Here is a 14,167-nt window from a genome sequence, read left to right as displayed (position 1 = left end):
TTTTTGTTTTATCGGAAAAATCGGCTGTGTCATTGGAACAGGAAACTGTCCGTATTCAAGCCGCATATGCAATAGGCCCGGTACGCAATCCGTTCGGTAATGACCGATTAAACGATGACCTGAGCCGCATTTTTAATCAAGATCGGATTTGCTTGGAAGATCGGTCTTCGATTGCGCTTGCAGATGGCCAGATTGCCGAATGTCGATTCATTGACAGCGTCAATAATGAAACGAAAGAATTGGATTTAAACGATTATACGTTGTGCGAGAATGAACGGTTATTTCTAGTTACGACGCTGAAGACGACCGAAGCGAAAGACGTATGTGTCCGTACATTTGATATCATCGGCAAGATCTGGGTGAACGGCGAGCTGTTATTTAACAAATCTGGCCCTTTTCGTTTCCGATTAGAGCCCGGCGAACATTTGCTAGTGATCGAGTATTTTGAGCTTCGCGTTAATTATTCCATTCGTATTAGCGACATGGCCTTTGAGCTGTCGAATGCAACCGAATTGACGGAAGATTACTTGTCCTATTGGCTCGATCAACGTGTGCAAGTTGTAAGCGAGAGTGCTTATGCAGTCAACTCCGATTTACACGCTTTTTATATTTTTGGAGCCGATCGACTGAATGTGCCGAATGGTACGCCGGTATCGGTAATCGTCGCCAATGACGAGGGACGAACGGTCGACCAGTTTACGGCTTGTACTGGCATGAGAGTAGAATATGATGTCAGAGCCATAAGCCATGAAACCTATTGTATGCTTCGTTTTCATCTAATGTACGCAGATGCTTATGGGGAAAGTCGTGTCACCGATCATCTAGCTCTCGTTCATCCGATAGAAAACGTTTTATCGAATCTGGATCGGCAATATGAACAGCTGGTCTTGAATGGATTTAGAAATGAAATCGATAACATTCAGCTTTTAGGTCTATTAAACCGCATTCGGGCCGTGGCTGCACTTGAGCCTGCGAAGGTATTAGTCAAGCAGCTTCGTCTCGTAAAGGAGCACTGGCAAGAGTTTGTGCATGCATGCCGCTTAATCGAAGAGGGGCATCGTTTCGAGGATACGTTGATAGAACGTCGAATCGGGGATGGCTACTATCAATCTCGATTAGATGACAGTCTAGAACGATACTCGATTGTGCTCCCGGATGGCTACTCATCAGATAAGCAATACCCGCTTGTTATTTTACTACCCGTATGCCGTTATGAGCTTGATCTTCCTGACGTTCGCGCCTTCTTTCAAGACCGAATGGATGAAGATGCAATTCTCGTTACCTTTACCTGTCGCGGCGTCACAATGGGAAGCTATGTAGGAGAAGCATCGTTTCTAGAAGGCTTGGATGTAATCCAGCAGCGATATTCCATCGATGAGGATCGCATTTACCTTTCTGGTTATTCCAATGGCGCATTCGCCGCATGGGCTATCGCACAGGCTTACCCGGATCGATTCGCAGGAATTGCCGCATATGCGGGCTCAGCAAGCGCGGATAAACTGCTGAATCTCTCAAATGTTGCTGTCTTGAACGTATGCGGCGAATTCGATTACGCAATCGAAGCTTCATACAAGAAGCCGGCTGCTGCACTTGGCGGTTATCGCTATCAAGGCATTATCGACCCGCAAGCGACCCACTGGGATACCTGCTATTATCATCACCTGATGTACGGCATTCGCTGGTTGTTACAGCAGCGCCGACCGGAGCATCCGCAGCGGCTTCACTATCGGACTGACAATGCTAGACATCGAAAGTGCTATTGGATCGATCATATCACATTCGCGCAGGAGCATCCGTTTGGACAACTAAATGCAGAGCTGAAGACCGATTCACTGATCCAGATCGATACGCTGCACATTGATTCGTTCGAAGTGACGCTTCCGCGGGAAGCAATGGCTGAGCGGCTAACCATCATCATTGATGGACAATCCATAAAGCTTCAGCCTAATACATCGTCTCAGATACGGTTCCAGAAATCAGGTGACGAAGGATCTTGCTGGCAGCAAGAAGCGCTTATATCGTCAAAAGGGCCGCTGGCCTATGCCAGCATTGGTTTTGGCGTATTGGATATTTATATGGACCGAATCAAGGTCGTACTGCCTGACCGATACGATTCGCTGCAAGAGGAATCGATTATTCAGCGAGTGGCGAACCTCTACGCACGCCCTAAAAACAATAGCTGGGATCCGAATATTTACGTTCATTACCCGATTATTGCTGCTAGCGAGCTCACGGCAGCAGACATTATGCAATGTAACTTAATCATCATTGCCGGGAAGATGGACAACCACGGCTACTTGTCTATGCTTCACTCACAACTATCCATCGACCTTACCAAACAAGCAGATAGTTGTGTGCAATATATTCAACCTAACCCCATGAATCCTCAGAAGAAACTGCTCATAATGGCTTCCTGCAACTACGAGAACTTTAACAAGCATATGTATACCCGCAAGCTTACGATTCCGAGTTACGCCAGCGGCATTCACCCACATCTTAATAAGGAGGTGATCCAGTTTAACGGCAGGCTGCAAGCGACGAACTTAGACCAGTTCATAACAACAAGATAGGGAACTGGAAACCAAAATTTGGGGAGTGATCATGATGAAAGAGAAAATGATTCAGATGATTAGCGAGATTAAGAACGAACCGGCCCTTTTAGACACGCTGACCGGCAGCTCCAGTATTTTGCATGATTCGGGCATGGAGTCGCTGCAAATCGTGCATTTCATATTGCAAGTGGAGGATGCGTTCGATTGCGAGATCAATTTCGATGAATTCGACATGGACAATCTCGGCACGATCGATACGTTCTGCGAATATATTCGCCAACTGAACCCTGAGCTGAGCAACCAAGCACAACGATGAGCGTGGCTGGCCAAATCACTAGAATTCATTGCGGCACCTTTGATGCCGAGCAATACTGGCGGGGATCTGAGCTTGCAAAATTGCCAGGACTCGTTGATAAAGAAAATTTGCGTATTGTATCGATGATGGATGAGCTTCTGTTTGCGTTTTGCAATCCAAACGAGGCGCTCATTACGCGTAAAGCGATGAATCCGGCGCACAAGCAGTATTTGGGCGATATCGGGTTCCGGTTTTACAACAATGAGTTCGATCTCGACGGGGAAGGCAAAGAAACAGGCAAAAGCATGCTGCAGCTATTGACTGAAGCAGATCATTCAGCATTCACTGCTATTTCTGGCGGGAAGCCTGAGCTTGAACCTTTTGCCGCAATTCCGTTTACGAGAGAGGCCAGTGAGCGTCATGGCTTTGACTGCCGGATGCCTGATATGGACATTATTCGCCGCGTGAATACGAAAACGTACTCGACCGAAATGAAGGAGCGTCTTGACTTGGCGAATGATAGCTTCATCGTCAATCATTCGAGCGAGCTGCAATTGCTGGGCGAGTCGCTGCTTCGCAGAGGACCGTTTTTGATCAAGGACAATTATGGCGTATCAGGTCAAGGCAATCTGCTTGTGGAATCGATTTCGATCTTGGAGCGTGTCGTATCTTATACGGCGATGCAGGAAAACAAAGGGAAGCAATCGCAATTTGTCGTAGAGCCTTATCTCGACAAGGATTGTGACTTCTCTTGCCAATTCATGATCGCTGAAGACGGCGCTTATCAATTGATTTCAGTCCAACGGCTCGCAAACGACGAATTCGCGTATCAGGAATCGTATACGCCGGAGCCGGAGTTCTTGCAAATGCTGGAGGGCAAAGGCTACTTCGACCTGATGGAGCGCATTGCCAAAGGGCTGTATAGCGATGGTTACTATGGCCATGTTTGCGTTGATTCCATGCAGCTGCGCAATGGCGACCTCATACCGCTAATTGAGATCAATGCGAGGAAATCGATGAGCCTGATCAAAAATCAGGTTGACCGCTTCTTGACGCCACAGGATCTGCAGGGCAATCTGCGTTACTACTCGGTGACGACGACGAACGCGGAGCTGCAATTCGAGGATCTTTTGGCCGCTATGGAAGATTCGGATCTGCTGTATCGGCCGGGCAAGGATGCCGGTATCATTCCGCTGACGGCGAATACGCTCACGATCAACCGTAAAGCTGACAAACCGTATAAAGGCCGTCTGTACGTTTCAATGGCTGGCCGCCACGGGCAAGTTCGACAAGAGCTGCATCAGAAGCTTAGCGGTTTGTTATCTTCGTTCTCGCTTCAAGTCATGAATTAATCGAACGCAGCGTAATCGGGGTGAACAGTGATGGAGAAGAAAACGATTTTAAGCTCCGGCTTCGGCCTTGGGTTCTATATTCCGGCGCTGTTGCTGGAGCAGCAGCTGATTGCGCGCCAGCAGCCGGTTGAAGTGGTTGTATTCGAGAATTTTATCGTGGGCGACAAGAAAGGGAAAATCGCGGAGAGCCGCTTTGACTACCATAAAAACTTCGCTCTTGCCCGAATCGCGCAAAAGATGCCGATCGACATTCGAGACAGCATCGATTTTGATGCGGTGGAAGAGCTGCTGCAAACATGGGAACAGGAAAAGCGCCGCGAGTTTATCGCCTTGTCTGGCCATTGGATCTATATTCTCGACATGTATAGCGAGCGTGTCGGCATCGATGCATTGGATGTGACTTTGCTATACGTGGACTCGGAATTGTCTCCTTCTTGGAAAGGCGTTAAGAAATACGTGCCGGATTACAGCACCCGCTATCGCGAGCAGTATTTGTTCGATGCTGCGAATGAACGAGTTTGTTTCCGGTTGGATGTCACGGATGAGCCAATTGTACCTTACGAAAGCCGACCGTACCGATTTACGGTGCATGGCGGAGGCTGGGGAATGGGTACTTATTTGGCCAAGGTAGAGGAGCTAGAGCGCGAATATGCGCTGGACCTGTCGATCTATCACGAGTCAGATTTCGATTTGTCCAACACGAATCACCGTTATTGGATGGTCGATCCGACATGGGAGGCTTGGCAGAAAGACCCGTCTACCGGCAGGCATACGTTCCCAAGATTCGGCGAAGTACGAGCGGGGGAGCCGCCTGCATTCGTTAATGACATTCATGCAACCCATCATCATCTGTTCGACAACATGAAGCAAGCAAAAGGAATCATTAGCAAGCCGGGCGGTTCGACGTTAATCGATTCGTTAGCTTCGGCTACGCCGATCATTTTCCTCGATGCTTTTGGCCCCCATGAGCAGAAAAATGCTGACCTATGGATCAAGCTGGGCTTCGGCATTTCTTATGAAACTTGGAAGCAAGCTGATTTTTCGCTTGAATTGCTGCAGCCGCTCCATGAAGCGTTAGCTGCGCAGCGTACTGCTTTTCCCAATTATGTAGATGCATTGTTCGATACCATAAAATAACGAGGTGAACCGATATGCAGCCGAAAAGCAGTGTAGTTATTGATGAAAAAGCGTTTCAGGTCATGAAGCGTACGATGAGAAACATGGCAGTCCCTTATCGCGAGCGGGTAAAAAACCCGAAATACCGTACGCCGGTGCCTGAATCGGTCGGCATCAAGCTGACGAACCGATGCAATCTTCGCTGCATCCATTGCTTCCAATGGAATGAAGACGGCTACCACCATGCGATGGATAAGGAAGAGCAAAACAAAGATATCGATCTGGATGTATTCCGTAAAATCATGGAGGAGACGTCGGAAGTCAAGTCGCGACTGTACCTGTGGGGCGGCGAGCCGATGTTCCATAAGCAGTTTGACCAAATCCTCAAAATGCTTGCGGATGACCCGCGGGAATTGACGATTTGCAGTAACGGCTTGCTCCTCGATAAATATATCGACGGCATTATCGAGATTTCCCCAGGTCTTGAGCTATTGATCGCAGTAGAAGGGCTTGAATCCGAGCATGACTTCATTCGCGGCAAAGGCACATTCGCCAAAACGATGCGCCAAATTGAGCGTTTGGTTCAGTTGCGGGACCAAGGCATCTACAAAGGCCGCATTTCCGTTCACTCCGTTATCAATGAAGCGATGATTCCTAAGCTCTACGAGCTGCTTGAATACTTCGAATCGCTGAAGCTGGATCTTGTGATCATGTGCTTCCCATGGTACATCTCTTCCGAAACGTCCAAGGAGATGGACGGCTACTTCATGGAGAAGTTCAGCTGGCTGAAAAAGCTGCATGAGAATCAAGTTAACTCGTGGCACGCATTCAAATACCGGATGGAAGCCGAGCATGTCGATGCGCTTGTTGAATCGTTGGAAAAGATCAATGAACGTACGTGGAACATTCGGATTCGTTATCAACCGGGTCTGGATTATGACGAAATCGAGCAATTCGTCCGCGGTGGATCGATGACGAGCCGTTGTGCAACGACATGCATGGCTTTATCGACTCGTACAGACATCATGCCGACAGGAGACGTAACCGCTTGTAAGTTCTTCTCGGAATTTACTGTCGGCAACCTGAAGGAGCAGGGGCTGCAGGAAATTTGGGATTCGGAATCTTATGAACGCGTCCGCGAAATTATTAACGTTGAAGGCTTAACGCCTGCTTGCTCGAAGTGCAGCGTGCTGTACCTGCACGGTATTTAGCGCATGAAGCAAGAGCGTACAGTCAAGAACATCGGCGTCATCGGATGCGCGGCAATTTTGCCGCGCGTACTGATTGAGCCGCTCAAAAGCATTGAGCATTTGCGAATTCACGGTATCTCCAGCCGTACAAAGAGCAAAGCGGAAAGCTATGCGGAGCAGTACGGAATACCGGTCGTCTATGATTCTTATGATGCGTTGATAGCAAGTCCTGATATCGATTTCATTTATATATTGCTGTGCAACGATTTGCACGCGGAGTGGATTATCCGCTCGATCGAAGCTGGCAAGCATGTACTAGTCGAGAAGCCTCTTTGCCTTAATGGCAAGGAGGCAGTTCGAATTAAAGCCGCTTACGAACGCGCACAGGGCCAAGTTCACGTACTGGAAGGGCTCATGGTGCAGCATCACCCTTGGCAGCAGGCGGTTAAGGAATTAATCGATTCCCGGCAATATGGCAGCTTGCAGTCCATTTCGTCGGTCATCAGCTTTATTCCGAAAGAGTCGTTCCAAACGAATTATCGCAGCTTCCCCGAACGAGGTGGCGGCTCCTTCTATGATTTGGGCTGCTACTGGATGCAGTTTCTGCAAGCCGTCGTGGGGCTCGATCACGAGTCGTACGAAGGCCATTCCGCATTCGATGGGCCTAACGGCGCTGATTGGACGTTCGAAGCAGAAATTAAGCTGGCTGGCGGTGTCCAGGCAAGCTTGACGACTTCGTTCGAGTTAGCCTACAAGGCTGCGCATACGCTGCATTTTGAACATGCGATCGTTCAGATGGATGATTTTTTCAGAGCGAATTTGGGAAGCTTGAAGGTTTCGTTCAAAGTAACAGATCTTCGTACGAATGAAACGAGCAAGGTCTCGTTCGATGCGCAGAGCTATTACGTGAATCAATTGCACTTCTTCAGCGATGTCATTGATGGCATCAAGCCTAATGTTTCGCTAGATGCTACGATTGATCGCATTGTATTGCAGGAGTCGATTTATCAATCGGCCAAACAACTGGTGTAAGGCACTCGAATTAGGAAAGGATGACGGGGCGTTGTCTATTGTCGTTCGTAATTTATCCAAAACATTTGAATATTACAAAAAAGAGGTCGGCCTCAAGAGTTCCCTTCGTAACCTTTTCCATCGGGAGACACTGCATAAAAATGCGGTGTCCGATGTTTCCTTTGAGATTGAGAAAGGGGAGATGGTAGGCTTCTTGGGACCGAATGGCGCGGGGAAGACGACGACGCTGAAGATGCTCACAGGCATCCTGTTCCCAACCGAAGGTCAAGTCACCGTACACGGTTTTGTGCCATGGGAACGAAAGAAGGAGTTCAAGAAGAAATTTGCCATCGTGATGGGCCAGAAAAGCCAGCTGTGGTGGGATCTTCCAGCAAGCGAATCGCTTCATCTGAACAAATTCATTTATGAGGTTGAAGAGACGACGTTCCGCAATACGGTCGATGAGCTTACCGAGCTGCTTGACGTCAAGGAGCTGCTGAACGTGCAGGTTCGACGCCTTTCACTCGGCGAACGCATGAAGTTGGAGCTGATCGCCGCGCTGCTGCACAAGCCAGAAGTGATGTTCCTCGATGAACCGACGATCGGGCTGGACATACTCTCGCAACGTAAAATTCGGGAGTTTCTTAAATATTACAACCAGCAAAGCAAAACGACGATTATGCTCACGAGCCATTACATGAACGATATTGAGGATCTATGCAAACGCAGCATTATTATCAATGGCGGCAAAGTCGCCTACGATGGCGATCTTGCACAGGTCAACAACGTCCTCGGCCAGAAGAAGCTCATTAAGCTGAAGCTGGAGCAGCCTGTTTCGGATTTGCAATTGAATCGGTTCGGCTTCGTTCGCGAGAACAATGGGCTGGAAGCCGTGCTGGAGGTTGAGAAGGCGAACCTGAAAGACTGCGCGCAAGCCGTGCTGCAGCAGCTTCCTGTGCTCGATCTCACCATTGAAGACATCTCAATCGAGGAAGGCATCGCTTTGCTCTATCAGAAGGAGAATCGTGTCCATGAGCTGGAAAAAGTACTCTAAAACCTTCACGATGGGGCTGCAGAACGCCCTGGAGTATCGCACGAATTTTCTGCTGGGCTTGCTTAGCGCTGTCTTCCCGATTCTCATTCAAATCTTCCTGTGGAAAGCCATTTTCCACAGCCAAGAAGATTCGAGCGTATTCGGTTATTCAGAAGCGCAGGTCATTGCGTACGCCGTATTGGCCCCGTTATTCGCAAAGCTGGTATCTACGGGATTCGAATACGATATCGCGAATGATGTGAAGAACGGTCAGTTGAGCAAGTTCGTCGTTCAACCGATTCGTTATTTCGTATTCCGGCTGTGCAGCTTCCTCGGAGAAAAAAGCTTGCATATGTCAATTGTTGCAATCATAACGGCGATTGCAGCTGTTTTTGTCCGAAACGCTATTCCATGGGATATCTCTCGCATTCTCGTGTGTGTGCTTTCGCTGCTGCTCGCGGTCGCTGTCAATTTTTTGATTTCCTATAACTTAAGCATGATCTCTTTCTGGATGCTAGAGGTTTGGGGCGTTTTCTTGACGTTCGGCCTCGTTGCTAACATTGCGAGCGGAGGCATTTTCCCGCTTGATATGTTTGGAGAGACGGCGCAAGCTATTCTAAATGTGCTGCCGTTCAAATACATCGTGTTCTTTCCTGTCAGCGTGCTGCTCGGTAAGCTCTCTTCTAGCGAGATGCTATTCGGCCTCCTCATCCAAGTGGTCTGGATCGTCGTCTTAACGGGCGTATCCTCATTGCTGTGGACGAAAGGCATGAAAAAGTATGAATCGGTGGGGGGCTAGCAGCGTGCAGACAGTAATGAAGGAATGCCGTCGATACGGATTGATTTATTGGCTGTTCATCAAGAACAGCGTGATGACCATGCTCGAATATCGCGCCAACTTTATGTTTGGCATTTTGGTCGAATTAGGCTTTTTATGCATCAAGCTGTCTTATGTCTATGTGATCTATCGCATCGGCGTTGACATTAATGGCGTTTCGCCTGATCAGATCATGCTGTTTACCGGTGTGTACACGATCATGGCAGGCTTGTACTCGACGTTCTTCTATACCAATTTCATTCATTTGCCCGAGCATGTCCGTACCGGTACGCTTGACGTGATGATGACAAGGCCGATTTCGCTCCAATTCATGTCGACGATGCGTACGATCGATGTGGCTTACTCAATTCCGAACGTGGTCGGCGGCATCCTGATGATCATCTACGGCTGGCAGAGATCGAATATTCCGGTAACGGCTTGGACAATGGTGGCCTTCATTGGCTTTATTCTGCTGGGCGTTATTTTAACGTACGCGATATTCCTCATTCCACAGCTGATTTCCTTCTGGACGGTGAAGACCGGCGGCGTGAATGAGCTATCGAATGCGATGTTTGATTTTAACCAGATGCCAATGGCGATCTATAACAAATACATCCAACGCGCCGGCATGTTCGTTATCCCGATTTTCTTGATTACGAATCTATCGCCGTTAATCGTCCTTAAACAGGCGAGCACAACGCAATTCGTTTGGGGGCTGCTGGCTCCATTCGTGTTCTTGGGCGTGACGAGATTGATCTGGAAATTCGCGGTTCGCAATTATACGAGTGCAAGCAGTTAGGACGTAGGAGGGAAAACGTGACGAATAGCAATCAAACAGCGCTTAGCGATAAGGGTATCCAACAAGCCGTAGAACGGTTCGGAACCCCGTTGTATCTCTATGACGCCAGTGTTGTAGAGCAGAAGGTCAATGAGCTGCGCAGCTGTTTTCCCGAGCAGGCGGAGTTGTTCTATTCGTTCAAATGCAATCCGCTCGTTGGCATGGCTCAGCTGCTGCTTCGGCAAGGCTGCCGAGTCGAGGTCGCGTCCGGAGGGGAGCTAACCGCAGCGCTCCACGCCGGGTGCGATCCCCGCAACATCGTATTCACAAGTCCCGGCAAGACGGTGGAGGAGCTGCAGCTCGCGATTCGAAAGGGCATTTATTGTATTAACGTCGAAAATATGGCGGAAATCGGTTTAGTCGATCAAATCGCTGCCGAGCAAGGCTTGACGGTCGACATCGCTATCCGGATTAATCCAGACGAGCCTCAACAGCATGCAGCGAGTATCAAGATGTCTGGTGTTCCTTCCCAGTTCGGGATGGACCCGACCTACTTGCCGGAAGCAATTGAAACCGCACAACGCATGTCGAATGTTCGGTTGATCGGCTTCCATATCTATTTGGGAACCCAAATTTTGCAAGCGGATGCGATCATCCGGCATTTCGACCAATCGATTCGAACAGCCGTTGATTTGGCGGACCGATTCGGGCTGGAATTGCAATTTCTCGATATCGGCGGCGGCTTCGGCGTACCTTATTTCCCCAAAGAGACAGCGCTCGATCTGGCGTCATTACGAGAAGGCATCATGCAGGTTTGGCAAGAATGGGAGAGCAGGCTGGCGAATACGCGTCTTGCGATCGAGAGCGGCCGGTTTCTGATGGCGGAATCCGGCGTTTTTGTTTCCAAGGTGCTGTATACAAAGGAAAGCAAAGGCAGCCGCTATGTCATAGGCGATGGGGGCTCCCATCAGCATGCATCTTCAGCGTTTCTCGGACGCTACATTCGCAGCAACTTCCCAATGCGTGTCATTGGCGAAGGAGATGGCGAGCACGAAGTTACAGTAACAGGTCCGCTTTGCACCTCGACGGATGTCATTGGGAATAAAGTCAATCTGCCTATTGCAGCTCCAGGGGACCTCGTTGTCGTCGAGAAGTCGGGCGCATATGGTTTAACGCATAGTCCGACGATGTTCTTAAGCCATCCGATGCCAGCTGAGGTGCTTTTCGATCAAGACCGCTATTGGGTTCTGCGAGAAAGAGGTCAATTCAGCGATTGTCTTCATGGCCAGCATCCATTAACCGAAGAGGTGAACATATGACGGCAGCTTTCTCCCTGCTTCGTTTGCTTACGCAAGACCGTCACGAGGGGTCAATCGTTTGGCTTTGCAATATCGGAGCTGAGCAGTATTGGCATCCGCAATCGCGGGGCATCCCGGATCGGGAAGAAGATCGAATCGTTAACCGGATCGAAGAAATGAATGTGTTGCTATGCCGTCCGCAGGACGTGCTCATTCTTCGGGAGCAGCCGGACCCTGCCTATTTGGCAGAGCTGCGGCGGATCGGTTTCGATACACCGACCATCGTAACGGTATCAGAGCCCGACTACCAGACGCCGATCTCTGAGCTCGTATTGAAGGATGAATCGCTGCTGCAGCGTCTTAGGGAGCATGCGCAGGAGCATGATCAGGTTTACTTCATGCCATATGCCGTTACGAAATTAGAAGAGGCGATTGCTCAGAGGTGCGGAATGGCCTTAATTGGCCCGTCGTCTGAAACCGCTGCCATCGTAAACGATAAGATTTTGAACCGGCGGATGGCTGAAGAGCTGCAATTTCCGGTTAGTCCGGGTATCATCAGCGATTCCTTGGAAGAATTGAAGGATCAATATCCGAAGCTTAAGGGCGCCAGCGGCAAAATGATTTTGAAAGAGCCGTATGCCGCATCGGGCAAAGGACTCTACATCATTGAATCCGACGAGCAGTGCAGCGCATTATTCGCGCGACTGACGCGTCTGGCATCGCGGCGAACGCACAAGCATCCGTGGATGCTGGAGCAGTGGGTAGAAAAGCTAGCGGATATTAATGTCCAGCTTTTCGTTCATGCCGATGGGGCTGTCGATGTATTTTCGATTAAGCGCCAGATTCTCAATGGCACCGTATATATCGGTTCGCAAATGCCGGCTGACCTGGCACCGGACGTGACCGAGAGCTTCCATACTTATGGTAAAGCGATAGGCCGCTACCTGCACAAGCTCGGCTATCATGGCGTAGCGGGAATCGATTCGATGATCAGCAACGACGGTGTTGTCATCCCAATCATCGAGGTTAACGGACGGTTTACGTTGTCGACCTATTTATCGTTCATCCCCTATGTACTAGGCGATAAAAAGATGTTCACTCGATATTTTCGCGTGTTAACGAACGAGCCTGTGTTTTACGCAGATCTATGCAAGCAGCTGGAAACCGAGCAATTGCTTTACCAGCCGGAGACAGGCAAAGGCGTCATTCTCTATACGTCTGGCACGCTGCCAAATGTATCAATTAACGAGGATAATCGTTACATGGGGCGGGTATTTGCACTCATTGCAGCGGATGAATGGGACGAAGTCGAACAGTTATCAACGAAGCTGGAGCAATCGATTCAGCAATTGACAGATCGAATGGCAACACCAATCTAATCGTAAGCGGGGGCTGAACGTTATGGCAGTGGGAGTAGAACTTGAGGACTTGGTCCAAATCGTAACCAGCGTATTGAAAACGGAAGAGATGCCAATTGACGAGCTTCATGAGGACACTGACCTGCGCAACTATAATTTGAGTTCGATCACAGCGGTGGAGCTAATTGTCGCAGTCGAGGAACGTTACGACATTATCGTACCTGAAGACGATCTAATGATCGAAAACGTTAATACAATTCATAAGCTCAGACAGCTGATCTCCAAATATATGACCGATTAGGGAGGGACTTTATGTCTATCGTTATTCCACAAATGACGGTGCAGCCAGGTTCGCATTGTTTATTCGCAAGCATACGTACGATGCTGGCAGCCGGGTATGACGTTAATCTCTCGGAAGCGGAAATTTATTTTCGCTGTGATGGCATGAATGTGGAATATCATCCAACGACAAACCCGTACTGGCTCGGGCGTTCAGGCGACGAAATGCTTCGGCACATGAATTGGGATGGGCCTGCGCGGATGCAATACAGCTTTGAAGCCGGGGCGTGGTCAGATCAGGGACAGTTCATCGCGGATATAAAGGATGAATTGGCAGCAGGCAGACCTGTCATCTTGTTTGCGCTCAGCGGCTTCCTTACTTATCACGCCATTTATCGCGACAACCCTAGCCGCCCGCATGTCGTGGTGCTATACGGAATCGATGAAGCGAACGATACGGTCGAGCTTATCGACTCTTTCTTGCTTGAATATTCCGGCGAAGCGCACACGTATCAAGGATCCGCTTCATTAAGCGATGTCATGAAAGGGCTTTACGGCGTAGGGTTTCTTTCCGGCTTAAAATCATCCTTCTCTAGCGAAGAGCATGATTTTATGAGTGTGCTGCATGAGCGCATTAATCGATTCCTAACTGCTCAATCCAGTCCAGATGGGAGTTCGCGCCATGGACTTCAAGCCTACTACGGATTTGTGGAAGGGCTGGAGAAAGCTGCTGAGCTCGATGCTGATTCGTTCACGAACGTTTGCAAAGAAGCCTATTATTGCTTGCGAATTGGCAGCGTCATGCATCAGTGGTCTTATTTCATGGAGCTTGTACAGGAGTTTCCAGATGCTTTCCGGCTTGGGCCAGATGCATGGCTGAAGCGGTTTGAAGCGGAGCATCTGGATTGGAAAAAGCATTTGCTTAACATCTATAAATTCGGGCTTCGCAGCAATCGAAGCGGCTGGCCTGCGCTGCTGAACCAAACCAGGCAGCTGCTTGATCGTCAGCAGTCTCTGCTGGTGCAGTTTGTCGACGATATGATCGTACAGGTAAAGCAGTAATAGGAAAAGGCGATACAGCCATAAGC

13 protein-coding genes are annotated in these 14,167 nt (G+C 49.2%); all 13 read left to right on the top strand.

Features of this window, described 5'->3' with window-relative positions; translation table 11 throughout:
• The first annotated feature begins 26 nt into the window (after positions 1 to 26).
• From PAECUDRAFT_RS05120 to PAECUDRAFT_RS05060, 13 genes are read left to right on the top strand one after another with little or no spacing between them, the layout of a single operon-like run.
• Positions 27 to 2,570 carry a prolyl oligopeptidase family serine peptidase gene (locus PAECUDRAFT_RS05120; RefSeq protein ID WP_006037050.1) on the top strand — a complete coding sequence of 848 codons (2,544 nt, stop codon included), beginning with the start codon at positions 27 to 29 and terminating at the stop codon, positions 2,568 to 2,570.
• 31 nt (positions 2,571 to 2,601) lie between these two features.
• Positions 2,602 to 2,868 carry an acyl carrier protein gene (locus tag PAECUDRAFT_RS05115; RefSeq protein WP_006037049.1) on the top strand — a complete coding sequence of 89 codons (267 nt, stop codon included), beginning with the start codon at positions 2,602 to 2,604 and terminating at the stop codon, positions 2,866 to 2,868.
• Complete coding sequence (locus PAECUDRAFT_RS05110) at positions 2,865 to 4,199, top strand: hypothetical protein (RefSeq protein WP_006037048.1); 1,335 nt, start codon at positions 2,865 to 2,867, stop codon at positions 4,197 to 4,199. The genes PAECUDRAFT_RS05115 and PAECUDRAFT_RS05110 overlap by 4 nt, the downstream gene beginning before the upstream one ends.
• Positions 4,200 to 4,229: 30 nt before the next feature.
• Entirely contained in the window at positions 4,230 to 5,336 is a 1,107-nt protein-coding gene (locus tag PAECUDRAFT_RS05105; protein ID WP_006037047.1) for a glycosyltransferase family protein, read from the top strand.
• A 14-nt stretch (positions 5,337 to 5,350) separates the two neighbouring features.
• On the top strand, positions 5,351 to 6,526 hold the full coding sequence (locus tag PAECUDRAFT_RS05100; protein WP_006037046.1) for a radical SAM/SPASM domain-containing protein: 1,176 nt from the start codon (positions 5,351 to 5,353) through the stop codon (positions 6,524 to 6,526).
• Between the two features lie 3 nt (positions 6,527 to 6,529).
• Positions 6,530 to 7,537 (top strand): Gfo/Idh/MocA family protein, encoded by a 1,008-nt coding sequence (locus PAECUDRAFT_RS05095; RefSeq protein WP_006037045.1) that lies wholly within the window; start codon positions 6,530 to 6,532, stop codon positions 7,535 to 7,537.
• A gap of 31 nt (positions 7,538 to 7,568) precedes the next feature.
• Complete coding sequence (locus PAECUDRAFT_RS05090) at positions 7,569 to 8,570, top strand: ABC transporter ATP-binding protein (RefSeq protein WP_006037044.1); 1,002 nt, start codon at positions 7,569 to 7,571, stop codon at positions 8,568 to 8,570.
• On the top strand, positions 8,548 to 9,348 hold the full coding sequence (locus PAECUDRAFT_RS05085; protein ID WP_006037043.1) for an ABC transporter permease: 801 nt from the start codon (positions 8,548 to 8,550) through the stop codon (positions 9,346 to 9,348). The genes PAECUDRAFT_RS05090 and PAECUDRAFT_RS05085 overlap by 23 nt, the downstream gene beginning before the upstream one ends.
• A gap of 4 nt (positions 9,349 to 9,352) precedes the next feature.
• Positions 9,353 to 10,165: an ABC transporter permease gene (locus PAECUDRAFT_RS05080; RefSeq protein WP_006037042.1), complete on the top strand. Its 813-nt coding sequence runs from the start codon at positions 9,353 to 9,355 to the stop codon at positions 10,163 to 10,165.
• 17 nt (positions 10,166 to 10,182) lie between these two features.
• Positions 10,183 to 11,463: a diaminopimelate decarboxylase gene (gene lysA / locus PAECUDRAFT_RS05075; protein WP_006037041.1), complete on the top strand. Its 1,281-nt coding sequence runs from the start codon at positions 10,183 to 10,185 to the stop codon at positions 11,461 to 11,463.
• Complete coding sequence (locus PAECUDRAFT_RS05070; RefSeq protein WP_006037040.1) at positions 11,460 to 12,821, top strand: preATP grasp domain-containing protein; 1,362 nt, start codon at positions 11,460 to 11,462, stop codon at positions 12,819 to 12,821. Before lysA ends, PAECUDRAFT_RS05070 begins: the two co-directional genes overlap by 4 nt.
• 22 nt (positions 12,822 to 12,843) lie before the next feature.
• Positions 12,844 to 13,101 carry an acyl carrier protein gene (locus PAECUDRAFT_RS05065; protein ID WP_006037039.1) on the top strand — a complete coding sequence of 86 codons (258 nt, stop codon included), beginning with the start codon at positions 12,844 to 12,846 and terminating at the stop codon, positions 13,099 to 13,101.
• A gap of 11 nt (positions 13,102 to 13,112) precedes the next feature.
• Complete coding sequence (locus tag PAECUDRAFT_RS05060) at positions 13,113 to 14,141, top strand: BtrH N-terminal domain-containing protein (RefSeq protein ID WP_006037038.1); 1,029 nt, start codon at positions 13,113 to 13,115, stop codon at positions 14,139 to 14,141.
• The last annotated feature ends 26 nt before the right edge of the window (positions 14,142 to 14,167 follow it).

This window comes from Paenibacillus curdlanolyticus YK9 (assembly GCF_000179615.1).
GTDB lineage: Bacteria > Bacillota > Bacilli > Paenibacillales > Paenibacillaceae > Paenibacillus_T > Paenibacillus_T curdlanolyticus.
Note: the sequence above shows the minus strand (reverse complement) of the source record. Positions and strands in the feature narration are given on the sequence as shown.